The organism is Paenibacillus sp. FSL R5-0908, assembly GCF_038006245.1.
Lineage (GTDB): Bacteria > Bacillota > Bacilli > Paenibacillales > Paenibacillaceae > Paenibacillus_AQ > Paenibacillus_AQ odorifer.
This window is the reverse complement of sequence record NZ_JBBOUV010000001.1, coordinates 1374512-1400419: the sequence shown is the minus strand read 5'-3', so window position 1 is coordinate 1400419 and position 25908 is coordinate 1374512. Positions and strand designations below refer to the sequence as shown.

The 25908-nt window shown below is 45.2% G+C and carries 21 protein-coding genes; 8 read left to right on the top strand and 13 right to left on the bottom strand.

Going from position 1 to position 25908, the window contains the following annotated elements; translation table 11 throughout:
- Positions 1 to 71: 71 nt before the first annotated feature.
- Entirely contained in the window at positions 72 to 6935 is a 6864-nt protein-coding gene (locus MKZ09_RS06230) for an S-layer homology domain-containing protein (RefSeq protein WP_076207767.1), read from the bottom strand.
- Positions 6936 to 7138: 203 nt separating this feature from the next.
- Between MKZ09_RS06230 and MKZ09_RS06225 the strand changes: the two genes are divergently transcribed.
- Positions 7139 to 7777 (top strand): pentapeptide repeat-containing protein, encoded by a 639-nt coding sequence (locus tag MKZ09_RS06225; RefSeq protein WP_036686811.1) that lies wholly within the window; start codon positions 7139 to 7141, stop codon positions 7775 to 7777.
- Here MKZ09_RS06225 and MKZ09_RS06220 read toward each other — a convergent pair.
- Positions 7767 to 8228: a SprT family protein gene (locus MKZ09_RS06220; RefSeq protein ID WP_080742673.1), complete on the bottom strand. Its 462-nt coding sequence runs from the start codon at positions 8226 to 8228 to the stop codon at positions 7767 to 7769. The genes MKZ09_RS06225 and MKZ09_RS06220 overlap by 11 nt on opposite strands.
- 120 nt (positions 8229 to 8348) lie before the next feature.
- On the opposite strand from MKZ09_RS06220, the gene MKZ09_RS06215 reads away from it, so the two are divergent.
- The 3 genes from MKZ09_RS06215 to MKZ09_RS06205 all read left to right on the top strand — a co-directional run bounded on the left by MKZ09_RS06215 (position 8349) and on the right by MKZ09_RS06205 (position 9491).
- Positions 8349 to 8711: a hypothetical protein gene (locus MKZ09_RS06215; RefSeq protein WP_036686808.1), complete on the top strand. Its 363-nt coding sequence runs from the start codon at positions 8349 to 8351 to the stop codon at positions 8709 to 8711.
- A 64-nt stretch (positions 8712 to 8775) separates the two neighbouring features.
- Entirely contained in the window at positions 8776 to 8907 is a 132-nt protein-coding gene (gene cmpA / locus MKZ09_RS06210; RefSeq protein WP_094903512.1) for a cortex morphogenetic protein CmpA, read from the top strand.
- A 98-nt stretch (positions 8908 to 9005) separates the two neighbouring features.
- The gene (locus MKZ09_RS06205) at positions 9006 to 9491 is read left to right on the top strand and encodes a hypothetical protein (RefSeq protein ID WP_076207765.1); all 486 of its coding nucleotides are present in this window, start codon (positions 9006 to 9008) and stop codon (positions 9489 to 9491) included.
- Positions 9492 to 9517: 26 nt separating this feature from the next.
- On the opposite strand, the gene MKZ09_RS06200 is transcribed toward MKZ09_RS06205, so the two are convergent.
- The 7 genes from MKZ09_RS06200 to MKZ09_RS06170 all read right to left on the bottom strand — a co-directional run bounded on the left by MKZ09_RS06200 (position 9518) and on the right by MKZ09_RS06170 (position 16496).
- Positions 9518 to 9712 carry a hypothetical protein gene (locus MKZ09_RS06200; protein WP_036686806.1) on the bottom strand — a complete coding sequence of 65 codons (195 nt, stop codon included), beginning with the start codon at positions 9710 to 9712 and terminating at the stop codon, positions 9518 to 9520.
- 121 nt (positions 9713 to 9833) lie between these two features.
- Positions 9834 to 10724 (bottom strand): carbohydrate ABC transporter permease, encoded by an 891-nt coding sequence (locus MKZ09_RS06195; protein WP_076137638.1) that lies wholly within the window; start codon positions 10722 to 10724, stop codon positions 9834 to 9836.
- A gap of 13 nt (positions 10725 to 10737) precedes the next feature.
- On the bottom strand, positions 10738 to 11619 hold the full coding sequence (locus MKZ09_RS06190) for a carbohydrate ABC transporter permease (RefSeq protein WP_036686803.1): 882 nt from the start codon (positions 11617 to 11619) through the stop codon (positions 10738 to 10740).
- Positions 11620 to 11720: 101 nt separating this feature from the next.
- On the bottom strand, positions 11721 to 13043 hold the full coding sequence (locus tag MKZ09_RS06185) for an extracellular solute-binding protein (protein ID WP_076100035.1): 1323 nt from the start codon (positions 13041 to 13043) through the stop codon (positions 11721 to 11723).
- Positions 13044 to 13154: 111 nt separating this feature from the next.
- Entirely contained in the window at positions 13155 to 13943 is a 789-nt protein-coding gene (locus tag MKZ09_RS06180) for a response regulator transcription factor (RefSeq protein ID WP_076207763.1), read from the bottom strand.
- Positions 13940 to 15700, bottom strand: coding sequence for a sensor histidine kinase (locus MKZ09_RS06175; protein WP_076207761.1), 1761 nt, complete (start codon positions 15698 to 15700; stop codon positions 13940 to 13942). The genes MKZ09_RS06180 and MKZ09_RS06175 overlap by 4 nt, the downstream gene beginning before the upstream one ends.
- Before the next feature lie 301 nt (positions 15701 to 16001).
- Entirely contained in the window at positions 16002 to 16496 is a 495-nt protein-coding gene (locus tag MKZ09_RS06170; protein WP_036686798.1) for a DinB family protein, read from the bottom strand.
- Positions 16497 to 16715: 219 nt separating this feature from the next.
- Here MKZ09_RS06170 and MKZ09_RS06165 point away from each other — a divergent pair, with 219 nt between their 5' ends.
- Positions 16716 to 17279 (top strand): CGNR zinc finger domain-containing protein, encoded by a 564-nt coding sequence (locus tag MKZ09_RS06165; protein ID WP_076207759.1) that lies wholly within the window; start codon positions 16716 to 16718, stop codon positions 17277 to 17279.
- Between the two features lie 310 nt (positions 17280 to 17589).
- Here the strand turns inward: MKZ09_RS06165 and MKZ09_RS06160 are convergent, their stop codons facing one another.
- The 3 genes from MKZ09_RS06160 to MKZ09_RS06150 all read right to left on the bottom strand — a co-directional run bounded on the left by MKZ09_RS06160 (position 17590) and on the right by MKZ09_RS06150 (position 20700).
- Positions 17590 to 18117 (bottom strand): GNAT family N-acetyltransferase, encoded by a 528-nt coding sequence (locus MKZ09_RS06160; protein WP_076207757.1) that lies wholly within the window; start codon positions 18115 to 18117, stop codon positions 17590 to 17592.
- Positions 18118 to 18179: 62 nt separating this feature from the next.
- Positions 18180 to 18668 carry a DUF6933 domain-containing protein gene (locus MKZ09_RS06155; protein ID WP_076137649.1) on the bottom strand — a complete coding sequence of 163 codons (489 nt, stop codon included), beginning with the start codon at positions 18666 to 18668 and terminating at the stop codon, positions 18180 to 18182.
- Between the two features lie 52 nt (positions 18669 to 18720).
- Positions 18721 to 20700, bottom strand: coding sequence for a GTP-binding protein (locus MKZ09_RS06150; RefSeq protein WP_076207755.1), 1980 nt, complete (start codon positions 20698 to 20700; stop codon positions 18721 to 18723).
- Between the two features lie 186 nt (positions 20701 to 20886).
- Here MKZ09_RS06150 and MKZ09_RS06145 point away from each other — a divergent pair, with 186 nt between their 5' ends.
- Both MKZ09_RS06145 and MKZ09_RS06140 read left to right on the top strand, forming a co-directional pair.
- Positions 20887 to 21678, top strand: coding sequence for an SDR family oxidoreductase (locus MKZ09_RS06145; protein WP_076207753.1), 792 nt, complete (start codon positions 20887 to 20889; stop codon positions 21676 to 21678).
- An 85-nt stretch (positions 21679 to 21763) separates the two neighbouring features.
- A complete protein-coding gene (locus MKZ09_RS06140) occupies positions 21764 to 22738 on the top strand; it encodes an S-layer homology domain-containing protein (protein ID WP_076207751.1) in 975 nt (324 codons plus the stop codon).
- 1115 nt (positions 22739 to 23853) lie between these two features.
- Here MKZ09_RS06140 and MKZ09_RS06135 read toward each other — a convergent pair.
- Positions 23854 to 24645, bottom strand: coding sequence for a hypothetical protein (locus MKZ09_RS06135; protein WP_076207748.1), 792 nt, complete (start codon positions 24643 to 24645; stop codon positions 23854 to 23856).
- Between the two features lie 170 nt (positions 24646 to 24815).
- On the opposite strand from MKZ09_RS06135, the gene MKZ09_RS06130 reads away from it, so the two are divergent.
- Complete coding sequence (locus MKZ09_RS06130; protein WP_076207746.1) at positions 24816 to 25871, top strand: GIY-YIG nuclease family protein; 1056 nt, start codon at positions 24816 to 24818, stop codon at positions 25869 to 25871.
- The last annotated feature ends 37 nt before the right edge of the window (positions 25872 to 25908 follow it).

The following is a 25908-nucleotide window of genomic DNA, read 5'->3' as shown; positions in this document are numbered from 1 at the left end:
CCAATAACCGGAGGAGATCGCTGCTCTGCTGTCTTTTTACTTATGCTATATTGTAGCTTCTACCGCGGTAGCTAATTCAATAATTCAGCTGCTTTAAGCAACCGGACAAGAATTACGGCGGCCTCTGCACGGCTAGTATCACTGCTAGGTGCAAAGCTGCCTGATGGTTGACCTTTCATAATACCTTTTGCAACCAGGTCAGACACTGCTTCTTTAGCCCATGAGGAAATAGTTGAAGCGTCTGTGAAAACATCTGTAGCAACGTTTGCTCCATATCCTTCAGCTTCTAGGTTCAGCAGCTTCATTGCTCTGGCTGCCATAACAGCCATTTGCTCCCGTGTAATAGGGGCGTTCGGACGGAAGGTTCCATCCTCATAGCCTTGAATCAGTCCTAAGGCTGCAGCAGCTCTGGCATCGGCTGCATACCACGACAAATCGGACACATCACTGAAGGTCTTCGTCGTGTTCGCAGCTACGAGACCCAACGATCGAATCAGCATAGCTGCGAACTCGGCACGACTGACAGATTTCTGAGGTGCAAAGGTATCTGTGGATTGTCCGGTCAAGATCAGTCGGCTGGCAAGTCCCTCAATCTCATTTCTCGCCCAATGTGTAGCAATATCCCCAAAAGTCACAGGGTGCAGCGCAGCGACAAATACACCGCTCGCAATACTGCTCTTAACCGTAACCTTGGTCATCCCATTAACTGGCTCAAACAATGCAGGTACATAACGGAAGGAACCCGTCTGTTCATCGTAAATAAGGACTACACCTGTCTTCGCATCCAGCGCCTCCTTAAGCATAAATGTACGATCTACATAAGTGGTGCCGAACCCGCTTGCTGCTACAGAGGTTTTTCCATCCGTTACCTTTAGAGTGATATTAGCCGGTGTTCCTTGCACAGTAAATCCTTGCTGCTTAGCCTTGGCAAGCAGTTGCTCCAATCCTTTTCCGCTTAGCGAATTTACATTGAACTCCAGTGTGCCTGCGGGCATTTGTGCGGCTTTGAGCACACTCTCCACAAGCTCTAACGGGAAGCGGTAGCTCATACCTCCGCTTTCAATAACAAGCACAGCTTTGGGGCTAAGTGCCGCCGCCTTACGTAAAGCATCTGCACTAAACCGGGCTGTGCCGTCACCATTAGCTGATATCTCGATAACTGCCTGCCCAGCAGTCGCCTTAGCTTTTAGCTGCGCATCATGATTACCTGCTGGCGTAGGTGCTGGTGTAACGGTCGGTGTGCCGGTTTGAACAGGGTTCACTGACCCAGTAGGGTCTGTTGGACCAGGAGTACTTGTTGGTTCTGGAGTATTCGTTGGACTAGGAGTACTCGTCGGGCTAGGAGTACTTGTTGGATCCACAGGATCGATCGGGTCTACAGGATCTATCCCGCCAGGTGATAGCACCTCAATTGTATATACCCTCTTCTCGTTGCCCACAGTTACCGTGAAGTCTGTGATACCCGCTTTAATTCCATTAAGACTGTCGTTGGTAAATGTAGCAATCTCACTGCTCATAAGATTCAGAGTAGCTTGTGCGGTAATATCTCTGCCTACTTTATCTAGTACCTTAAGCGTAGCTGACTTACCCTGCTCTAATATCACAGGACCGCTCTGTCCATCTGCTAGTTTGATAGAGAACGGTTTAATGGCTGTGGCTATCCCTTGATTTTGTTCTTTAATGCTTAGGTCAGGAGAGGCATTGGTCAGAAGATTCATCCGTTCGCCACGAATAATCATGTTGTCGACCAGCAGACTTCCTTTCAGATTTTTCGTAACTTCTATACCGCTTGTACCTGCGCCATCTAATACATTATTCGTCAGCACAACTCCATCAATGGAAGTGAGAGTATCTCCCTCTAGATCACCTTGAGCAATCAACCCCGAATAAGTGCTGTCCAGTGCCGTATTGTTGCGAATGAGTACTTTTCCTTTCAGATCACTCTCACCAGCATAAAGCCATAACGCACCCAGATTCACGCCGTAACCGGAATCGTAACTGCCAGTTCTAAGCAAGGTATTTCGCTCCACAACCGTTGTTCCTTGGAATGGCTCGGCGGTGAAACGGGTAGAGACTGCAATCCCGGCTCCATTAGTCACAGTGTCTTTTACCACGTTGTCCTGGACTTTGTTATCTTTCCCCCCAAAGATTACAATGTTATCCGCTAACCAAGGCAAGGATACCGTATTAAAACGTGCCGTGTTGTTATAGCTCGGTGTACGTTCCGTACCATTCACATCCGTCAACTTGCCGTCTGTAAACGACCACATTGCGATTCCATCATCCCCTGGATAGCGGATGTCACTTTGTTCCATCATGCTGTTGCCAGTCCCTACGGCAAAGTTAATCCCGTCTGCCATAAGATTGCGGATCCGCAGACCTGCCATGTACAGACCATTCGTACGCGCCTTTTCACCCATCGGCTGAGTTAACCACAAGCCTGCTTTGGTATGTTCTATCCAAACGTTCTGAATAATCGAACCTTGGCCAAAAGCACCATGGAAAGCGTTGGTGATCGCTTCATCATCCCGTTCGTTAATGCCGCCTTCAATCATCAGATCGTAAACACCAACCTTACCGCCGTGACCATAAAACTTAGCTCCATTCAGAACCGTATACCACATGCCGGCACCACGTATTTCAGCGGTATCCAGATCCAGCAGACCCTCACCGACATTAAAGGTACCCGCCGGGAACCACACACCTTTACCTGTCGCATTCGCTTCGGCAAGGGCTGCCTTGAAGGCTGCGGTATCATCTCCCTCATCATTCGCTGCCGCTCCAAAATCCGTTACGGAAATAAATCCGTCCGGGCGAGCCAACTCAGGGGCAACCTGCTCCATATCTACCAGGTCAATGACGTAAGAAGCGGCGTTGTCTCCTGTTCCCTTCTCTAAGCGAATAGTTGCTCCGGCAGGAGCATCGCCGATCAGAGCATGGATTTCGTCAAAGAAGCGGTGTCCACTGCCTTGGCGAGGGTCATTTGACCATGGGTAGCTGCCATATTCCCAAGCATATTTGGATGTCAGCTTAAGCTGCTTCTTAACTCCATCTACATATAGAGTCAAGGTTTCTTCCGCACCAGCCCCATCTGGACTATCAGGAATAGAATATCGAAGAACGATGGAGTTAGCTGATTCTGCAAGCTTGAACTCTAGATAATCTCCCGTATTCTTCAAGGCCACCGCTTGTCTTCCAGAAGCCTCGGAAGCCATGCTGAGATATTTTCGCGACGAGCCAATCAGCGTTCCGTTTGTTGCCGCATCCTCAGCTTCATAGCTGATATATGGAACCGTTGCTCCACGGTATGTTTTGTTTACGCTGTTTTTTACGGTCAGGCTATCAAGGGTTACTTTACTCCAATCCACGTTGTCACTACTTAGAGAAACCGTGTTGATGCCTGCACGAAGCTGCAATTTTACCTGTACAGTCTTCCAAGAGGCAGACTTGCCAAGACTAACCTTGCCCCCTTCGATTAATCCATTCACCTCTAGTGCCAGATCCGTTGCGGCAGCAGTGGTATTTTTGTATCGAATAACAGCATCGTATTCTCCGGTCTGCTGGGCGTTGACTGCAAACCGTATAATACGCTCCCCTTTGAATGCTTCTCCTCCTGCATAAATTGCATCACTAGGGATAGGTAAGAAACTCCAGAGCTCACTATCCGTTCCATTTGTAGCAGAACCAAGCTGAACAGCCGATGTGCTGTGAGTAAGAAGACCTGTTCCATTCGCATTTAGCAGAAGAGTATAACCTAACTTCTCTTCCAGCTTCCATTGGGATCTTTCTGTATCTCCAGCAGCTAACAAGACCACTTGGCCCGATTCATTGAGCGAAAGATAATGTTGTGTCTGAACATTCATAATCCGTTTGCGTCCGTTTATCTCCTGAACCAGCCACTGGGATTGAGCCGCCATATCGGAAGCATCTGCATATAGGACAGCCCCCTCTTTTTCGGCCAATACTTTACCAGCCATGCCTTTCGGTACAATGGTTATGATGTTGGTATCATTTTGAACTGGAGTTGTTGTATTGTTATTGCGCAGTTCTCCAGATGGAGTAGTAAACTCCTGTGGAGCCGCCTCAAGTGTCCATAGTGCCGTACCCTCACTTTCTAGCAATAGCGCACGTTCAGCATATCCTGTCTTATTGGCAATGTTTATTAATTCATCATCGTATTCTCCAAAGAGACTACGAATGGTGTAATGTGTATAATCGGAAGCCAAGCTTACTTCCCAGGCAGAGGCTCCGTCTACAGCAGGTTCTGTACTACTGCTCTCCAAATATGAATAATCACCATTCAGCGTTAAAAAATGACCTGTTGCCCGGTTGGTAATCGTCTGTTTACCCTCCTGCACAGTTACATTCCAGTGCGAAAATCCATTGTCTGCTGACGGTTGCCCGTACAGAACAACCCCATGCTCATTTTCGTATAAATACTCTCCGCTGCTTGCATTCTTGAATCTTACAGAGTAATCAGGCAGTGGCGGAGCAATCGCTTCAACCGCTTCAGCAGTAAAATGTGCACTGCTTTTTTCCGCTGTATCTGCAGCTTTACTGATTCGGAGAATCGGGTTGCCGTTATCATCAGGCGCACCATAGATATAGTGACCAGCCCATGAGCTCATAATGGTAGTCACACCGGACGCCTTCATATCAACCTTCCACTTAATGCTGGCCCATACATCGTACACTGTTTGCAAAGTCTGAACGCTAACTTTAGGATCAATCTCATCTACAGCCCCACCTATATGCTCAAGGGAGAGATAACGTCCAGTGCCTTTATTTTTTATCTTCACCGATCCATTGCTGCCGGCTATTTCTTGCAACTGCCAGACAAAGGAATCGTCATTCAAATCAAGTGGACCATAAGTAGCCTGGCCTACTGTTACATCCTCGTTGGCAACTGCTAGAGGTGCAAGACTTTCGTTAGAGTGTGCAGAGTCCTGATCAGCATAGACAGCTTCAGTAACCGTCTTGGATTCTGGCAATTCCTCTAGTGCGGCTGGAGAAGTCAGCAAAGGACCATCCTTAAGATATTGATCCTCTCCATTTACAGCATCTAGCTGAAAACGGAACAAGTCTTGTTTTTTCTCGGTGACCGGAACAAATCTCCACTGCGGACTGCCCCAACCGGGATTGATCACTCCGTACTCAGCATATTTAGTGAGGTTTTGAAGTGAAATATACTTCTCGGGGATCTTATTAGGTTCCTTGTCGAGAACACTACTGATTACGTAGGTGTTGTTCCCAACATTTTTGCCTGTCCAGATGTATTCTCGTTCCACATGATTTCTGTCTGGAAGCTCTGTGACTTGAAGGTGGCCATTTGGCATATTCATCGTGTTCATGTAATGGCCTGTTTTCTTGTTTTTGAACAGCTTGCGGCCGTTATATTTCTCCACGAGCCACTGATCGGAGCCGTCCTTTTGCATATTTCCATATTTTAAAAGACCCTCAACACTCTCATACCAATAAAATGACTTCCAGCCATTCTGAATCCGGTAATATGGCACTGTGCCGTCAGTCGGTGTGTTAGGATCTAAAAGCTGCCACTGAGCGCTCAAAGAAGTCGCATCCCCAATCGCACCAGCCTGTTCTCCACCCAATGTAGACAAATAAATGCCTGTGCTTTCGAGATTCTGAAGCGTCTGGTAATCATCATAATCATCGGAATCATTAAAAATCCATTGATCCGACGGCTGACTTCCGCTAATCTGCAAGGCCCTGGCAGTACCTTCACTATAAGAAACATAATGATCGGTTGCCGCATTACGGATACGCTTATTGCCGTCATAATCTTCTATATACCATAGATAGTCAGGGGTGTTAGCGGCATCTGGCGCAATAATTCCATGCTTAAGCTCGCCGTTTGCGGATTCATATAAAAAATCTGTAGCCACTTGTGCATCCGTATAAGTGGCCAGACGTACAGGCTGTAATTCGGAAATAGGCACGATTCTCCACTGCGCGCTTGGATTAGAGGCTGAACCCGGCCAGCTGTTAGATCGCACATTATTGTCATCGCTGAATTGTGGATTTAGCCATAATGGACTCCCCTCTTCAGTTAAACCACTGTTACGAAGGGTAATGAAGCTCGTTCCATCAAGGCCTGGTGCATGCTCTTGGACCCATTCACTTAGCTTCACGTGATCCAAATCGACTTCCTGCGAAAAAACCCCCGCCCAGGTCACTTCATTTTGTTTAATATAATGACCTGTCGCACGGTTGCGAATCATTACTGTTCCGTCATCCGTCCCTGATTCAAGATACCACTGGGCCGCTTCATTGCTGACAGGCTGTTTACCGTAAAGAACATTCCCTTCACTTTCATACATTACCTGACCGGGGCGGAGACGACTCTCTAGCCGTACAGGTGCTGCATTTGGATCTATAAAAGCCCACTGCGGACTCTCAAACGTAACATTAATATCCGAGCTTACTTGCGCATAACCAAGCTGATTCTCCTCGTGGATAACCAACTTCCCCTCTGGCACAGTCGCACTTCGGATGATCATGTATCCATTGCGATTGGAAGTATCGATCAGCCACTGATCCGCAACACTTCCTGAACCTTGGTGTTCTGCCGCCTTAAGTGAATCCTCTTTGCCGTTGTTACCAGCCATTGTAATGTAATGGCCTGTCTTCACATTCTTGATTCGTGACAGCCCGTTCACCGTCTCAACCGTCCAATGCGCTGAAGCATCGGCTGGATTGGTCATGCCATAACGCACGATTCCTGCGGATGTCTCGTATAAAAAGTTGTTTTTCCACTTATTCTTGATGAGTACCGTACCTGATGGAATTTGCTCAGCGCCTGTTCCTCCAACCCCTTCTGCTCCCACGGAACCACTACCGGTTCCCATTACAGGCAAGCTTGAAAAAATCAGCAGCAGCGCGAGCAGACCCGCCATTGCGGACCTGATTCGTTTCATACATGTGCCCCCTCTAATTAATATGGACTTCCTTTTCATATTAGTTTGGGAACGCTTACAAAACGATGTGCGATTTTATCCAGAAAAAGGTGTATTTGTACGGATATCCAATCCCTACAACCTTTATGAAGATTGACAAATCGGTTTAACGCGATGATAGTTAGTTTTAGCTACCCGCAAGGAGTAAACAAACGGAGGTACATATGAATTTCAAAATTGACTCGCCAAAAATAGCAGATCCAGACTCTCTTCTTCCTGAGCAAATATATTCGCTGCAAACCAAAGACGAATTCAGCTGTTGCAGCATCAGCGATACGGTTATTGATAATCAAGAGGCTAATAAGGTCAGCTTTGATCGTGTGATTTTTAAAAATGTAACGATTACGGAGTGCTCCCTAACTGGGATCGAGCTTATGGACGTGATTTTTGATCGCTGTGATCTATCTAATGTGGATTTTACGAATGGCATTATTCATCGAACTGAATTTAGAAACTGCAAGCTCATTGGCACAGACTTTACAAGAGGCAGATTCCAGAATGTTCGGGTAGTAGATTGTATCGGGGATTTTGCTACGTTTCGATTCGCTAATCTGAAGCAGGTTGCTTTTGAGAGCAGTTCATTAATGAGTTCCGACTATTATCAGTCAAATTTCCAAAAAATCAGCTTCAGCGAGTGTAATATGGATCAAGCCACATTGTCAGGATCAAAGCTTAATGGGATTGACCTTAGTGACTGCGAGTTCAGTGGCTTGATCGTGGATATCAAAGATTTAGAAGGATGCATCATTTCGCCTCAGCAAGCTGTTTCTTTTGTCGGATTATTAGGTTTGGTTATAAAATAAACAGCTTCAACTTGCCCGAACATTTACCGCAGCGATAACGCTTAGGGTCTACTTTTCGCTTACGCGGATACTCCATGGCACAGGCACTGCATACAAGCTTATATCGATAGGGCAGCGACTTCCGAGCTTTTGCACCCGGCAGTGTCTGACAGTAGCGGCTTCCGCCGACTTGCGCCAGCAGGCTTTTGAAATCAGCGTCACGATGCATATACCCGCGCTTAGCCAAATGCAAATGATAATGGCAGAGCTCATGCTTTATAATCCGCTCCGTCTCTTCTCTGCCAAACATGGCAAGCTGATGGGGATTAATCTCTATATTATGGCTTTTGGTAAAATATCGGCCGCCCGTTGAGGACAACCGGCTGTTAAAGCTCGCCTTGTGTCTAAACGGCACGCCAAAGCTGTCCCGTGATACCTGCTCAATCCACAGCTGCAGCTCTTCGTTGCTCATAGTTTCCATAGCGTTCTATCACAAGTCCTTTCCACGGGAAATAAGATCTCTACTTGAATTGTAACTTGTGCATAGGCTAAACTGTCAAGAAGGAAGACAAGTACGGAGGGAGAATGAACAATGCCGAAAATGCGGTATGTAATTTTGCAGCAAAATCAAGAATTACAATTCGTTGAAATGCCTGAGGAATATGCGTATCAACTAAGTGCGCTCAATTTACGCCTGAACAAAGAAATCGACAAGCTAACAGCCGATAATGTTCCGGATCTGCCCTTAGCCATCGCCGAGTGTGACTCGCTGGATCTGTTACGTGAGGATTACTCCCTGGAGTCCGGTCTGGATTATATCAATAGATTGGAACAAGCCTTCGCCTCTGTTCAGGAGCAGAAGAACTACCCACTGATCTCCCTGCTTACTGAGATAAGAGCGCTACAGGCTCAATTGGAGCAGTGGTACGAAGAGGAAGCAGAAAGCCTACTGTAATCCGCACCTTTAGGCTTATTTCTCCATATTCTAACTTACGTAAGTTGTTAGAGGAGGGATTCGCTTGCCACAGTGGCTCTGCCATCAGCTAATGAAAGCCTATTACAAAAAAGACCGCCGTCAGATCAAGCTGCTGAATGAGTGCTGGTTCTTTTATCGTAATTCTGCGGAATCGAGTAATGAGATGAAGTTATAGCCTCGGATGATTAAGATCTAGGACATCTTTAAAGCAACGGATATCGTCTTTTAAAAAGACGGTATCCGTTTTTGTTAAGAAAGGGGGGACTTATAATCATGATAAGTAGAACAAGACATATACAGCTTTCTCCGGAAAGTGAGACTGAGGAAGAGGACAATAATAATCTCTATGTCATAGTCACATTCCCTGACCGCTCCCGCTGGGCATCGGATTTCTACACCTTCAAGAACATCGAAGCGATCCGACAAGACTACATCCAAAATAGTGCTTGTCTAAATGGGGCCTACTGGAGTGCACCTAATTATCTAACTGTTGTGGATCATATTGATCGCAAGCGAATTGAAGAAGTCGTCGATTTATATCTTTCGGAAGGTACATTCGAATACGCCTTTGAATACATAGGACAGGTCACGGAGCGGGATCTGGAGATTATCGATTATCCGGAAGACTTCTTCAACCCTTTAGAGAAGCTTGAGCACAGGTACATTATGCGGCAGTTCGCTGCAATTGAGTTTATGCTGGAGAATGCTGCACCAGAAACTATAGCAGTAATAAAAAAGATCATCGCAGAGAAACAATAAAACTCCGCCTTAAGAATCAATTCCTATTAAAACTTAGGAAATACATATTTAACCAAAAAGAACAGGAAACCAAAAAATATAATAATGTAAGCAGCATATTTAATAAAGGTAGATGCGACAACGCTGGAATCCGATTTCCGTTGTACCTCCCTATGCTCCACTTCAACACTTCGATCCTTATAGCCCGGTTCCATCAGCAATCTCTCCTTTCGAATGTTCATCTTTGATAGCCTCCATTAACCCGGGGCTTTCAGGATTGAATCAAAATTCTAGATTGGATCAAAAAAAAGACCGGAATTCTCTTCAGCTTTTCGAGCTGAGAAATTCAGGTCTTCTTTCTACTTACCCTTTAACCGAACCTGCGGCAATTCCCTCAACGATACGGTTACTGAGGAACAGGAATGTAATCAGGATAGGCAAAATACTGATCATAAGCGTTGCCCCGATCGCACCCCAATCCGTCGTATATTGACCAATGAAGTTTTGCACCCCCACGGTCAGCGTCTTGTAAGAATCAGAACTAATAAATGTGTTTACAAAAATAAATTCGTTCCAGTTATAGATCATATTAATAATGGCTGTAGTCGCGATCACCGAGCTTGTCATAGGAAGTATAATTCTAAAAAACATTCTGTTCACGGAACAACCATCAATTACTGCAGCCTCTTCCACTTCGCGTGGCAGTGCGTAATAGAAACCCAGCAAAATCATAATCGTTATCGGCATGTTAAAAGCGACATAAGACAAAATAAGTGACAAAGGGTGATCCGTTAAGCCAATCTTATTGAATATACTAAATAACGGAATAAGCGTGGAGTGAACAGGAATCATCATCGCTACCATAAACAATCCCAGTACGAACGAGCTTCCCTTCCATTTCATCCTGGTAACTGCATACGTAACCAAGCTCCCGAAGATAACCGTTAACACCGTAGCCGCGATGGTAATCCATACGCTGTTGAAGAAATACACGTTGATGTTCCCTACATTCCAGACCTTCGCGTAATTCTCCCAATGAGGATTCATCGGCAACGATAGAGCAGGAAGGTTGAACACTTCCTGATTATTTTTTAATGAGAAAAACAGCAGCCATACAAGCGGAAACAATTGCAGAGCAGCAACGGCAATCAACACGATATATAGCAATGAGTATCCTAATTTACGTGTGATCTCCGCACCTGCGCCGCCTGGCTTTGGCCCGATTTCTAGCCTTCCTGCAGTTCCAGACATCATGAAGCGCCCCTCCTTATGAGTATTGGATCGAATCTTTCGTAGCAGTTAATTTGCGAATGACCCAAGTAATGACGAGACAGATGACGAGCAGGAAGAATCCAATTGCGCTCCCGTAGCCAAAATCATAAGCCCGAAAAGCCTGATGATACATATAAGACGCCATCACTTCACTAGAGCCATTAGGACCTCCATCCGTCATAACAAAGATTAAGTCAAAATACTTCAGAGAACCTACAACGGCCAGAACAATTGTAACTTTAATGACTTCCATTGCGAGTGGAAGCTTAATTTTCCAAGCGATTTGTAGGGCAGAGGCTCCATCAATCTTTGCCGCCTCTTCCAGAGAGGTCGGGATATTCTTGAGTGCTGCGTAATAGATCAGAATATAGAAACCAGCATATTGCCACAGAATGGGAATAAATAAAGCAAACAAAACTAATGTAGGCTCTGCAAGCCATGCAGGAGGATTAGCAAAACCAATGGATACTAATAAGCTGTTCACAATTCCGTTCGTCGGATGATAAATTCTTAGCCAAAGCTGCGCAATCGCAACGGACGATAGCAGCATCGGAATCAGATATATTTTGCGAAACAAGTTAGCTCCCTTGATCCGGGCGGCTAATACCATAGCAATTGCCAAATAAATAATGAGACTTAGGGTAGAAAACAACGCTAACTGCAGAGAATGCCAAGCACTATTCCAGAAGGTTTGGTCTGTTAGCAAAGCTTTATAGTTATCAAATCCGATAAAAGTCAGAGCGCCTATGCCATTCCATTTATTCAGTCCGTAATAACCCGTTAGAACAATCGGAATATATACAATAGCCAGAATGAGAAGCAAGGCGGGAAATACGTATAACGCGATTATTTTTTTGTTAGACATCACTTTATCCAAAGTGTCCGACTCCTTTCCTTCATAAACCGTTTGAGGAAAGGCTTATCCGGCATCACGCTGCCGGATAAGCTAATTGTCCCCTTCACCTAGTTGTCGAAGCTTTAGTTGCCTTTGGAGATGGCTGCGTCATGCTCCTCGGAATACTTCTCTGGCGTCACCGCTTTGCCAAAAAGAGCCTGGATCATATTCAGATGCGTTTCTGCTGCATTGGCACGCATTTGAACATCTGCGAATAATGTGATGCTGCTTGCTTTGTTCATTTCGTTAAACAAATCGATGTATAGCTGTGGTAGGTCCAGTGTGGCGGTGTCCACCTTCGTAGCTGGAATAACGCCTGCTCCAGTTACGGATTGCTCTCCCCATTTGGACACGAAATACTCGACGAATAATTTTGCTTCTTCTTTTACCTCAGAGTTCTCAGCAACAAATAATCCTACACCTGGTCCACCTACCCAGCTGTTAATGTCTCCCTTCCCGCCTTCAACTGTCGGGAATTTGAAGAAACCAACACTATTACGGAATTCCAGTGGAATTTCTTCATTCGTTGTGAAGTTTGGCAGATCCCATGATCCCATCATGTACATTGCTGCCTTGCCATTTACGAACTCTGATTTTGCCTCTTCATTTGATAAACCGTTGAATCCCTTAACAAATGCATTGCTGTCAACAAGTGATTGAACCTCAGAAGCCGCCTTTACTAATCCTTCATCCATAAATGATCCTGAACCACTGATCGCACCTGCAAGTGCCTGTTGGCCTGCGATCCGATCAGCCAGATACATATACCAAAGCGATCCTGTCCAGCGATCCTTATTGCCGAGAGCAATCGGTGCAATGCCCCCTTCAGATAGTGTTTTTACAACTTGCTTAAACTGATCGTAGGTTTGTGGGACCTCAAGATTATATTTTTCAAAAATAGCTTTATTGTAGTAGATAGGTGCAATGTTAAACTCAAGTGGAAGCGCATACGTTTTATCGTTAATAGCATAAGCTTCTGTAGTTCCTGCGACGAACTTGTCTTTTAATTCACCATTCAACAAGTCATCTACAGGAGCGAAGAGATTTCCTTCAACGTAAGGCTGCAAAAAGCCAGCGGCCCAAGTTACCCCAACGTCTGGCAATTCGTTAGAAGCAGACAATACCTTCAACTTATTTTTGTATTGCTCGTTGTCCAGAACCTCTTGCTTGATCACAACATTGGGATGCTCTGTTTGATATTCTTTAATGATTTGATTAACAATTTTATTTTGCCCGGCAGAAACACCTTCTGGCCATAAATGCATGAAGTTAACGGTGACTTTGTCGCTTCCCCCATTTGCACTACCTTTAGATTCACCTGCATTGTTATCTTTTTGACCACAACCAGCTGTGACAAGAACGAGGCACATCGTTAAGAACAATATTGTCCATTTTTTATTGCGCACGCTTACAACCCCTTTTCTATTGTTGTCTAGCGGCCTTGTAACCGCTTAACTAAATTGTAGCTTGGATCCCATGATGTCGTAAGGTCATAAGGATTGGGACTAATACCACTATTATTGGATTCTTTCCTCCGTGGACATGACGTTCTGCCGGTATTGCCCTGGACTAACATTTTCGAGTGCACGGAATACTTTCACAAAATATTTGGCCGTTTGATAGCCTACTTGTTCCGCGATTTCAGCAATGGACAGCCGTGTGCTAACCAGTAGTTCTTTGGCTCGTTGTATTCTCCTTCTCGTTACATATTCACTGTAAGTCAGTCCCGTCTGCTCTTTGAAAAGGACGCTGAAATAGCTGGCATTCATGTGTAATTGCTCCGCTATATCACGCATGGATATCGATTCGTGAAGATGTTCGTCTAAGTATTGGAGTGCCTCCCGCACTTGGGTGCTATACACTTTCTCCTGCTGTACCGTTTCCATAAGCTTGGGATCGATCAGCTTCTCCATTCGTTCGATTCGATAAATATCCTCCTTGCGTTTCAGTGCTAATTCCACTGCTCGGACCAGCTTCGTTTTGTCGAGTGGCTTCAGTAAATATTCAACCACACCAAACTGCAAGGCTTTCTGTGCATAGTCAAATTCAGGATGGCCAGAGATCACAATAACCACTGGAGGATGAGGCATTTCGTTCAGCTTTTCAACTAATTCTAGCCCTCCAATCTCAGGCATGCGCACATCGGTAATAAGTAGATTAACTTCGTTATTTTGCAGCCATGCCAGTGCTTCAACACCGCTTGCTGCGGTTTCGATGCGATATTGACCGGATGACCAGACTTCTAATGTTTTACGAACCCCTTCTCTTGTTCTCGGTTCATCATCCACGATGAGTATAGTTTTCACGTGTTTTTCCCCTCTCCAGGTTCATTCGGTATTTCAAAAGAAATGCTAGTTCCATAACCTTCTTCACTTCGTATTTCAAGCCCGTCCGTATTGTCTACGTAACTGAGTTTCAGTCTCCGCTCTATATTAGCAATACCAATCCCGGTCCCTTTGGAAGACCTCATACTCCCCTTCTCCATGGTCTGATAGATAGACGATATCTTTGCTGCATCCATCCCTGGACCATCGTCAGTTACCGTAACCAATGTATATCCCGGACGACTTGAGGGTCTGACAATTAGCATGACTGTCCCCGGTCCAACCCTTTGCTCTACGCCATGAAGAATCGCATTTTCGACAAGAGGCTGGATTAACAGCTTCGGTAGCGGAACACTTCGGCAAGCTTCATCTGACTCAATCCGCCAGGATAACCTGTCGAGCATACGCATCTCCATAATCTTCAAATATCTTTCGGCATGGTCGAGCTCATCGCCGATAGTCACCCATTCATCATCATCAGTTCGATTGATGACATAACGAAAAAGCCCCGACATATCAACCACAATTTGAGCTAATTCCTCCTCACCTTTTTCATCGAGGGCCCAGTAGAATGCTTCTAATGTGTTAAATAGAAAGTGCGGATTGATTTGAGCCTGAAGTGCCTTTAATTCTGTGCGACTCTGGACAATCTCCTTCTGATAGACGACTTCAATTAGTTCATTCAGAGAGTGAACCATCTGGTTATAAGTATTATTGAGCTCATTGATCTCCATGGTGGTAGAAGTGACTGAAATCGGTTTCAAGGTTCCAAATCGTGAACCGCGCATCACTTTAATCAAATTCAGTATGGGACGTGTAATCATCGTGGATAAAATAAAAGTAAAGATGAGAAACAATAAACTGCCAACAACACCGGATACGATGATCGCTGTACGAAGGACAGATATCCCCTCTGTCGTATAGTCAACTGGAGTGAGGATTACTAGCCTCCAACCTGTTGCCTTGGACTGCTTCTGAATCACAATGTAGTCTTCTCCGCCAACCTCAACCTTTTCTCCTCCATGATCCAGTATCTTATTTGCATTAACATTTACGGAAAAATCGGAAGAAATTTGCCGTCCCGCTTCATCAAATAATCTCATTAATTCACGCGTTTCCGCCTGTGATCTGTCCACCTCATCTGTAAGCTGGAAGTAACTTTTCTCAATTTGAACCATAATATAGCCAGCTTTCGTGAATGAATGATCAATCAGTCTAATATTACGAATCGCGATGACGATATCCGAATTCCGCGGGTCAAGTCCAAACCATACGAGACGTCCTTTGCCCTCGTCCACCCGGTTGATCCATTCTTCGGATACGCGATTGTTCAGACTGGCGTCATCAACAGAAAGTAATTTCTGATAATCACCTGCATACAGCTCAATGGAACGAATCCCTGTCGCATACGCCTCATATTTACGTACTTCCTGCTGGATGGTTTGACGTTCGGCGAAGCTGATCGGCTTTCCTTCGGCCTCTTGAGCGAGTAATCGCTGAATGGAGGCGTTGGTTGCCACTTGCGCCGTCAACGTGTTAATCTGCCGGATCAGTACATCCAATTTGCCCGTTGCCTGAACTGCAGTCTGTTCAATGTGCTTCTCCGCACTATTGCGTAATAGAACCGAAACTTGCCCGTACATAAAAAAACCAACCGTGGCGAGTACGATCACCATGACAAACATAAAACCCAGGAAAATTTGATTACGCAATGTGTTTAACTGTCCAAACCTCGTCAATCTTTACACTCCCTTCCGCCTGATAGTCTTTGATTCCTCATCAAAAAAGATGACCCTTGAATCTTCAGGAATCATCTACAGCTCTAGTTATTTGTTAATTCAGCCTTTGGATTATATGATATCAGTGATTAGTTTCTGAGCCCATATCCATATCGCGTTTTAATTTATCCAAATCAACCAAAAAAAACAATATAGAATATATACTCGTGCCTACCAGAGTTGCACAAAAAAAGCCATACCTCCGCTGACCCGGGTATACCGGAATAGCAGTGTACGGCTTGTATTTTTAAATGTGGAGGTTCTAATTAAAACTACGGTTGGACACCCAAGAACCCTGCAATTTACGCAGCATAATAATTTGTCCAGTATGGTAAGAATCGTGTAGGATAAGGCTCATTACCTCTTCCCCTGGCGCATGACCCGAACCGCCCCAATCATACGCGCCTTCTTCCAACGCTTCAATGATTTCTCTAAGAGCAGCATGCACGTCCTTCAGGTCTGCAACGGCTTTCGCCCATGCTTCTTCTCCTTCAGCTGTTACAGTAAAGGTATCATCGTTGCTTTCAGCATCGGGTTGTTTGGGCAACCCTTTTAGCTTTCGGAGCAAACGCACCTTATAATAAGTTAGATGGTTAACCGTTTCCCAGATAGAATTGGCCGCCCCACCCTCTGGCTTCCAGAGAGCCTGTTTGCTATCCACACCTTCCAGCGCATCGCTAAGCGGCGGAGCCCAATCCTCGATATCCATGCAATAATCCCAATTTTGGAGCAAGACCTCACTGATTTTATTTTGCATGTTCAACCTCCTAAAATTTGTGTAAACATAAACTTCATGGTGTAGCTTCAAAAAGAACTACTTCAAAGCCAACTAGTATGTAACGACTTAAACCATAATATAGTGGTTACAAAAGAAATGTAGCATATTTCCAGATTGCATTCAAGTAACTAGCTAAACTTATTTTTAACTGTTACAATGATTTGTAATGAGCGTTGAATCGGAAAGGATGAACAGACCGTGTTGTGGGAGAATTTCATTAACAGCTACTGGCGGGATTGGCGAACAGGAGATAAGAATAAAGATCGGGACAGGCTCGATGAAGAAGAATGGGTTTTTAAATGGCTGAAGGAGTATTCTCTTTTAGAAACACAGATGCCGAACACGATAGAAATGGCGCAGCTTAAAGAGCTTCGCTCTCTACTATGGAACTGGGTACAGGCTATTGTGCAAGGAAATGCGGTGTATGGAGTAATGCTGGAACAGCTCAATGTCTATATGGACAAGGGTCCTGTTACACGGCGAATTGTATGGAAAAGCGACGAGCAAGCTGAAATAAAGCTGTTGCCACTCCATAGCGGTTGGGAGCAGGTGATGGCGGAGATTGCGGCGTCTTTTGCCGAGGCATTGCTTGAAAAAGAACCCAACAGATTCCGCATCTGCGAGAATTCCGATTGCCTCTGGGTCTATTACGATGATACACGCAACCGCTCCAAGCGGTACTGCGATGACAAAGCCTGTGGCAATCTTATGAAGGTGCGGCGTTTTCGGGCGCGGAAGAAGGCTGAGTTTGAGGGGGAATAGGCGGTTGCAGCAACGATACTCCGGTTTGCGGTGGCTTGCTACAGCAGATTATGGGCAAGTGGAATAAGGCCAGCATAGCTTTATGAACTCGTAAAATAACTGCATTTCATACACTTATTCCATATCCCAATGGGATCATCAAGACTTTAATTGTATTCGGTACACTTAAAAACTAGAAAATGTGCCCATAGAGTAATAAATCACAAAAATAGGTGTACGAAATACAGTTATATCCTTTGGCGGGTTATTTGCAGGATTATAGTTGTACAAAATACAGTTAAAAGCTTCTGCACGTCGCTTCCCTTAGCTCTTAATCCCCAACAACCCCAATATCCCTCCATCCGATCATGATCTCTTCGACGACCTCATTCCCAATCTTCACTTCTTTTGTCGCAACAGATTGCCCACCCACTTTGTGATAGAAATGAATCGCGGGATTTCCTGTTACCACCCAAGTCATGAACGAGCTATAATTTTCCTCCAATAAATTCTGTGCTACGCTTCTTATGAGTTGCCTTCCAAGACCCTTTCCTTGCTGTTCCTTAAGCAAATAGAGTGCATATAGCTCCGCATCATAGAGATCTGAGAGATCTGACCCTCTTCGCGCTCCACCATTTGCAAAACCAATAATCGTCCCAGCCCCATCTTCAGCCACATACATAACCTCGTCTTTATTGGGGTTTTCAAAATTCCGAATCCAGAGCTTCCTTCTTGCTTCCATGGTGATTTTATCGAGAAACTCGTCCGAAATTAGCCCTTTGTACGTGGTTTTCCAACTCGCAGCGTGGACAAAAGCGATCCCGTCTATATCACTGGCTGTTGCTTCTCTAATCCTCAATTTATTTCCCCCTCAGATTTCCGATAAAAGCTTCAGCTAGTCCAAGATTGACAAGTACTTGCTTATGAATAGTAACTATTTAAGGATTCTCTAAAGACATTAATGGGCTTTTTATAATCAATAGGTTTATATATAATAGTGTTCAACCACTTATTCCTCTCAAGCAAGCTGCTGAAATCACTTTGAGCTACCGAATTGTATAGTGTTATTTCATTCATTGTTCCAAGTACACTTTTATTATTTGTACGGGATATAGTGATTTCTCCGGCCTCTAATAAATACTGATTTATGAGCTGCTTCTTAAAACCCTCCTGCAATAAATACTCCTTAAGTTCTATTCTGAACTTTTCAACCAATTTATCAGCTTGACCACTTCTTATTCCATCCAATACTATACATAACTGGCTTGCATCATGTACAAATAAAATATGTTTTTTTCTGAGCTGCATAATATTCACATGCCAACTGAAAAATGAGGAGATGTCTTCTACTTCTACTGGAGCTACTTTCATATCTTTTAATAATTTCTGAGTATATCTTAGTACTAACATCCCGGCACTCTCCCTAGTTTTTTATTTCCCGTCAGCGCCATTCTACCTCAATTTACCCTTGCAGTGCCTTTCGCACGCTTAATATATATTTCGCCTGATCAAGTGGGTTCACGCCCCGGCGGGTGCGCTCAGCAGATACGTCTGGTGGGCATTCTTCATAGCCGGCAAAAAAAGAAGTAAACGTGCTGCGCCCCTTCGTGTAGGAGCTTAAGCTTACGGGATAATCAAGCGACGTTGCCAGCGGCAGACGTCCTTCGATGATCATCCGTTCGCCTTGCAGCATGGGAGGCTCGAACGTGCCACGCATCTGCACGAGGTCGTTCATCACCCGTCCACCATTCTCCTCAGGGACCACGATTCGAACCTGCAGAATCGGCTCCAAAAGCTTAGTGCCTACCCGAGCGAGTCCGTCCATAATTCCCATTGGAGTCGCCACAGCAAAATCCAGCGGATGGGTATGCCATACATGATGCTGTCCCTCGATCAAGGTCACTTTAAGGTCGGTAACCTCCCAGCCGTACAAGCCCTGTTGTAGAGCTTCCGGTACACGGCGTGCGGTTTCGCTCTGGTATTGCGGCAGCAGATCGGAACTCCGCACTATCGAATCATAGACTAAACCACTGCCCGGAGGTCCAGGCTCAATCTGAAAGCGTAGAATCGCCCAGCACGGTTTCGGCATCGTGTAAGCGATAAAACCTTCCCCGGCACGGGCTGGCGTTTCTTTATATATGACAGAAGGCTGACCGAAAGTAACCTTCAGCGCATATCGCTCCTCCAGAACACTGTTCAGAATCTCCAGCTGAATCGGTCCCATTACTTTGATATGCAGCTCCCGCTCATCCTGCAGCCACTGTGCATCCAAAAGCGGATCTTCATCCGCCAGCTCCTGCAGCGCTCCGATAACCTTATGGTCATCCATATCTGGTTCCCAGAATACACGCACCGTTAGCAGCGGTACAGCCAGCTTCGCCTCCTCCGGAATGGCCCCCGGATGGCCGAGCACATCTCCGATGCGCACCCCGGAAAGACCATAGATAACAGCAATATCTCCCGCTTCAAGCGCTCCGACATCCTCGGTCCGACCACCTTCGACCTTGCGGATCTGAGTCACTTTTCCCTGAATATCCTGCGTATAATTCAACAGCGTATCGCGGTTACGAATTGTCCCTTCATAAAGGCGGACAAACGCCATCCGTCCCATACTTTTATCACGCTGAATATTGTATACGATGCCTGACACCAGACCCTCCACATTCCCACCAGCGCGCGGAAAATACTCAACCATCGCATCCAGCAAGGCAGTAATCCCAAGCCCCTTGGCGGCGACGCCATATACCATTGGAAAAAGGCGACCTGATGAGGCGGCTGTTTTCATATATTTTTTCCATTTAGACAAATCAATAGGACTACCTGACATATACTTCTCCAACAGCTCTTCGTCCCGTTCAGCTAAAGCCTCTAATAATTCTGTTCGCGCGTTAGCATCAGCTTCGTTCTCCCATAAATCTCTTGCTCCTATGTACTCCTTCTCTTTGCCGATGGGTTGCTGAACTGGAATGATATCACTAGACAAATAATTCCGCGCCTCTGCCAGCACAGCTTCAGCGTCAGCGCCTACACGATCCATTTTGTTCACAAAAATAAGTGTGGGGATTCCCAGCTTGCGCAGCGCGTTCCAGATCATCTCGCTTTGGGCCTGCACACCCTCCACGGCTGAAAGAACAAGCACCGCACAATCCATCACCCGCAAAGACCGCTCAACTTCGGACAGAAAATCGACGTGCCCCGGGGTATCGACCAGATTAATCTGCACACCTTTCCAAGCAAAAGAAGCCAATGCCGCCCGTACGGAGATCCCCCGCTGCCGCTCCACATCCATAGAATCTGTCAATGCCGTCCCTGTGTCTACGCTGCCAAGCGCTCGAATGCGACCGCTTTCATACAAAATATGCTCCGTTGTTGTCGTCTTCCCGGCGTCCACATGGGCAAATATCCCCACATTAATCCGTTCTGCTCCCTGCTGCTGAATCATCTATAGTTCCCCTATCATGAGCTAGATTTATCTAAATTTATCTGAATTTATATTTTTTACACTCTTATGTTCCATAGTAATATATCCATCCACGTTGTTCCACCCTCCAGTTCAAATGGTTAGATTCAGCTATGCCGGGTATGTAATTACTAATTAAGAAATCTAATGCCGAGGAGGAAATTCATCATGACAGATAAACGTTTGCAGGATAAAGTTGCAGTGATTACAGGTGCTGGTTCCGGTATTGGAAAAGCTACAGCGATTCGGTTTGCCCAACACGGAGCTAAGGTATATATGCTTGACCGCACTCCCGAGGATTCCTACGAAACTAAACGTGAGATTGAATCTATTGGCGGTACAGCAACAGTAATTGAATGCGATGTCTCCAATCCAGGTCTGGTCGAAGAAAGTATTCGTAAGGTTGGGGAGGCGGCCGGGAAAATTGATATTGTTTTTGCCAATGCTGGCATTAATGGTACATGGTCTCCCATCGAAACACTAGAAATAGAAGATTGGGACCAGACACTGGATACCAACCTACGCAGCACCTTTGCCACAGTAAAATATGCCATCCCCCTTATGAAAGAAAATGGCGGCAGCATCATTATCACCAGCTCCATTAACGGCAACCGAGTATTCTCGAACATTGGCGCCTCCGCTTACTCATCTTCCAAGGCTGGACAAGTTGCTTTTATGAAAATGGCGGCACTAGAGCTGGCGCAATACGGCATCCGAGTAAATGCCATCTGTCCTGGATCAATCGATACACAAATTGGAGATAATACGTATAAAAGCGATGAACTTCAAGAAGTGAAGATTCCTGTGGAATTTCCGGAAGGTAATCATCCGCTGGAAAATGCACCGGGTAAGCCTGAGCAGGTTGCCAATCTGGTATTATTTCTGGCATCGGATGAATCCTTTCATGTGACGGGAACTGAACTTTATGTAGATGGTGCCGAATCGCTCCTGCGTGGATAATATTTTACTTGAATCGTTATAATATTTTAAATTCTATGCAACATTTTGGTCTAATCTACCATCTAAGAGTATGGAGGTGACGCAAATGAAAAAACCATTATTCATAAATAACGCTAAAAAAATGACTATAGCCTGCGGCATTTTGGCAGCGAGTGTGTCTTTTGGGGCATCCGCTTTTGCTTTTTCAGATTTGAAAGGTGATCCTGCGGAAGCAAAAATCAACTCTTTGCATAAAGAGGGGATTATAAACGGAGTAGACAAAGATAAGTTTGCCCCTAAATCTAAGGTAAGCTTTGCGCAAGGGATACAATTCATCGTTGGGGGTCTGAATCTGACTCCGCAACCAGCGGCAGGTAGTAATTCTTCCAAAGCCAGTGATTATTTTGATAAAGTGAACGACAAATCCTGGTATGCTTCAGCTTTCCTGACTGCCAAGCATAATGGTCTTTCACTCGACCGGACAGTGGATCCTAACGGAACTATCACCCGTGCTCAGTTCGCGCACTTATTGACGCAAGCGCTGCAAAGTAAAGGTAACTTCCCTGTTACGCTGATGTATGTAGACATTAAGGATGGCGATAAACTCTCTACGGAGGTTATAAATAGTCTCCAGATCCTGCTGAATACACATATTGCCACACTCGATAAGAACGGTAATTTCCGGCCAAATGATGCTATTACCCGCTCTGAAGCAGCCGCTCTGATCTATGATGCAGCCGCTTTTGCTAAACGTGTAATTGTATCTAATGGCAGTCCCACTACTCCAACCTACGAAACTGAGGTTACGTTGACCAAAGCGGGTGAAGGCGTAAATAAAGCCACCCTTACCGTTAATAATCTACCTAACCCCGGGTATGGGCTGGTGATTGAGCGAATCGAATTTGGTAAAGATAATACGGCTGTGATTTACTTTAACGTGACTGCTCCTGAACCAGGGAAAATGTACGCGCAGGTGATCACAAAAGCATCTGTTGCCACTTATCTGCCAGATGGATACAAAGCTGTCGCTCAACCTGTAACTGGCTCCGCTTCTTATTCTTCTTCTAGCGCGGCACAATAATATAAATTGAGCTTGAGGGTTCTAGAGTTAAGGGTCAGTCGTAGCTGCGGTGAACATTTGGACTTCCAGCTGCCGTTTACGACGGCTGAGATACGAGAAGCTTATGCTTACGAAGATGGCTTTCCTGTGGAAAGCTTAGGGCGGTTGCTGTCTCTCTTCCAGTTCCAAAGTTCCCTTCGCCTCTCTTCCTTTCCTTAGCTTTCTAAGTTCATTTTTATAAGTAAATAAGGGATGCCTCAAAAGCCATCATAATGGTTGCTGAAGCATCCCTTGTTTGTTGTTCCTTGTTTGTTGTTCCTTCTCCCTTTATCCCAATTCCAAACTCCGAATGATAAGGTAACGGATGCAGCGGCTATCGGACTCCATAGTTGCTATTGTCTAAAAAATATCCAATATGGTCCTATTTCTAACGAATAGCTGCACTGGAGTCCGTAACTGTGCTCCAATCGCAATAAATTTGCAAATAACGTCGCTGGGTCCGCAAGCTAACTCAGGCTTAGAAATGCTGATTACTTGGCGATGATGATTATCAAACTACGAGCGAATAGATCATCTTTGTGTGCATGAGGCTACTTGACGGGGATGAACATCAAACTTCGAGCGACTAGATCATATTTGTGTACATGAGGCTACTTGACGGGGATGAACATCAAACTTCGAGAGGTTAGATCATATTTGTGTACATGAGGCTACTTGACGGGATGAACATCAAACTTCGAGAGGTTAGATCATATTTGTGTACATGAGGCTACTTGACGGGGATGAACATCAAACTTCGAGAGGTTAGATCATATTTGCAGAGACGCAGCTGCTATCGGACCCAGATGACCTTATTCGCCGCATAATCGCACATTTGGACTACTAAAGGACTCCATCGTCGCTATCGGCACAAAAAGCACCTTAAATGTGCCTTTTTGTAATGAATAGCTGCACTGGAGTCCGAAACTGTGCTCCAATCGCTAAAAACACGCGAATAGCGTCATCTAGGTCCGTAAGGTTCAGCATATATCAACGGATGTGAATAATTCGTTGAATCAAGTAAACAACGTCCATAATAGCGTCAACTGAGCCCGTAAGCTAAGGGCGTCCATAATAGCGCCGTCTGAGTCCGTAAGCTAAGGCGTCCATTGATCATGAATAATGCCGACTAATGCATGGTCTTCTCCGATCTTTTCGAAGACTAGGCGCAGGCTGCGCCAATCCATTCCCTCGACAGAAGGATCGATGCCAGCAATATGATATTCAACGAAATCATATTGCTCCTTAGGATACACTTCGTTTAAGTTATTGATCGTCGTCCCTTGCCCAAGCCCCTTGTTCACAGTAATTTCGGCCTTCTGAATGAAATCCGCATCGTAGACAAACCGCTTGTAGTAATCTGCGAATGTCAGCTCAATTAAATCACCGGAGCCAGCAAATGTTCGCCAGACTCTTTTGGTGGAATCTTTCATTAACCCTTCTACTTCCTCCCGGGTGAATACAAGGTCATTTTTTGTATCCACGTATGCATATGGAGAGAAACGTAGCCCTTTCTCCTGATGTACCCATGCCGCTAATTGCTGCATATCCTTATTCCTAATGGAGTTCATTACCGTAGACGCCGCTTCCTCAACTAATGGCGGCAATCCCTCTAGATCCTGCGGCTGCCCCGTACTTGATGTCACAGTCTCCTGTGGTGATTCCGTAGTAGCCGCTGACGCAGTTGATGTCTGCACTGGTGTCTGCTCTTGTGACTGCTCTGGCGTCTGCACTGGTGTCTGCTCTGGCGTCTGCACTGGTGTCTGCACTGGTGTCTGCTCTGGCGTCTGCTTTGGCTCCGTCCCTGCTTCTGGCGTTCCGCTACATGCTGTAAGCCATAACATTGCTGCTATCAGCGCCAGCCTACCGATGTTTTTTGCGAAGTACATAAGATCCCTCCTTAGCTTCGATCCTTCACTTCTTTAGACTGATTTGAACAAATGAAGGTTGCAAGCTTATACTAAAACTATCAATTATACAACTCTTATGAGAGGGCTGGGTTACTATTCATTTAACAGAAAAACTTAAAAGCCTTCCCCTAACTCCCGGCGTTTATCTCATGAAGGATAATCTCGGTCATATTATATATGTCGGCAAGGCAAAACAGTTAAAACGGAGAGTCCAATCCTATTTTCAAAACTCAAAATCTCATTCCCCAAAGGTTAAGCAGCTTGTAAGAAATATTAAAGATCTGGAAATCATCCTTACGGATACCGAATTTGAAGCCTTTATGCTGGAATGCAAATTAATTAAAGAGATCAAACCCATGTACAATAAAAAAATGAAAAACCCGCAGGCTTATACCTATATCGTAATAGGAGCGGATGAAAAAATACGTTCGTTAGAGATTACCTATGATCCTGCGGTCAAAGAAGGCACTCAGGTTTTGGGTCCCTATACAAGCAGAAGCACGGTGGAACGGGCAGTGCAAGGCATTAAAGAAAGCTCAAAAATCCTTTGCAGCAACCCTGGCTTTAAAAATTCACTATGCCTAAACCATTCGCTTGGATTATGCATAGGGATGTGTGCAGGCGGAGATGCCGCTGTTCAATATAATAAAATTATTGATCGGATCATTGGCTTACTAAACGGCTCAGATTCCAGCATCCTCGAGGAAATGGAGCAACGGATGGCAGTGGCCGCGGAGCACTATGACTTCGAAACCGCCGCCAAATACAGGGATTATATTGGAGCTGTCAGCTTCCTGATTCACAAAGAAAAGGTTATCGAATTTGCTCAAGAGAATCAGAATATCGCAGTTCTTGAGGCCATGAATGAACAGACGCTTAAACTCATTCTGCTCAAGGGCAACCGTATCCTGTCCCATACCAAGCTACAATATGATCAACCGGATATCACCCACCTGCAAGCGGCAATAAAATCAGCGATTATGAACACCTTTCAGAGTGAACCCAATCAGACCCCGGCAGCGATTGGACGCCATGAAATTGACGAAGCACAAATAATATACAGCTATTTAAAAAGCAGTTCCTGCAGCTACATCATCATTCAAGAGGATTGGCTTGCAGCTGAGCAACGTTCCAATATGGAGACTTCGGTAAATGAGCTGTTGCAGATTTTTTTAAATGCGCTTCCCTCTCATTCCTATAATTAAAAGGTACGGGTTGTAACTGCGGTGAATGTTTGGACTT

Bases quoted from the DNA above. Each gene is read 5' to 3' on its own strand.
- MKZ09_RS06200 (WP_036686806.1), bottom strand. From the start codon at position 9,712: ATGAACATTCGAAAGGAGAGATTGCTGATGGAACCGGGCTATAAGGAT.
- MKZ09_RS06205 (WP_076207765.1), top strand. From the start codon at position 9,006: ATGATAAGTAGAACAAGACATATACAGCTTTCTCCGGAAAGTGAGACT.
- MKZ09_RS06140 (WP_076207751.1), top strand. From the start codon at position 21,764: ATGAAAAAACCATTATTCATAAATAACGCTAAAAAAATGACTATAGCC.
- MKZ09_RS06130 (WP_076207746.1), top strand. From the start codon at position 24,816: ATGAAGGATAATCTCGGTCATATTATATATGTCGGCAAGGCAAAACAG.
- MKZ09_RS06220 (WP_080742673.1), bottom strand. From the start codon at position 8,228: ATGAGCAACGAAGAGCTGCAGCTGTGGATTGAGCAGGTATCACGGGAC.
- MKZ09_RS06145 (WP_076207753.1), top strand. From the start codon at position 20,887: ATGACAGATAAACGTTTGCAGGATAAAGTTGCAGTGATTACAGGTGCT.
- MKZ09_RS06155 (WP_076137649.1), bottom strand. From the start codon at position 18,668: ATGTTAGTACTAAGATATACTCAGAAATTATTAAAAGATATGAAAGTA.
- MKZ09_RS06230 (WP_076207767.1), bottom strand. From the start codon at position 6,935: ATGAAACGAATCAGGTCCGCAATGGCGGGTCTGCTCGCGCTGCTGCTG.
- MKZ09_RS06170 (WP_036686798.1), bottom strand. From the start codon at position 16,496: ATGCAAAATAAAATCAGTGAGGTCTTGCTCCAAAATTGGGATTATTGC.
- MKZ09_RS06150 (WP_076207755.1), bottom strand. From the start codon at position 20,700: ATGATTCAGCAGCAGGGAGCAGAACGGATTAATGTGGGGATATTTGCC.
- MKZ09_RS06225 (WP_036686811.1), top strand. From the start codon at position 7,139: ATGAATTTCAAAATTGACTCGCCAAAAATAGCAGATCCAGACTCTCTT.
- MKZ09_RS06135 (WP_076207748.1), bottom strand. From the start codon at position 24,645: ATGTACTTCGCAAAAAACATCGGTAGGCTGGCGCTGATAGCAGCAATG.
- MKZ09_RS06195 (WP_076137638.1), bottom strand. From the start codon at position 10,724: ATGATGTCTGGAACTGCAGGAAGGCTAGAAATCGGGCCAAAGCCAGGC.
- MKZ09_RS06215 (WP_036686808.1), top strand. From the start codon at position 8,349: ATGCCGAAAATGCGGTATGTAATTTTGCAGCAAAATCAAGAATTACAA.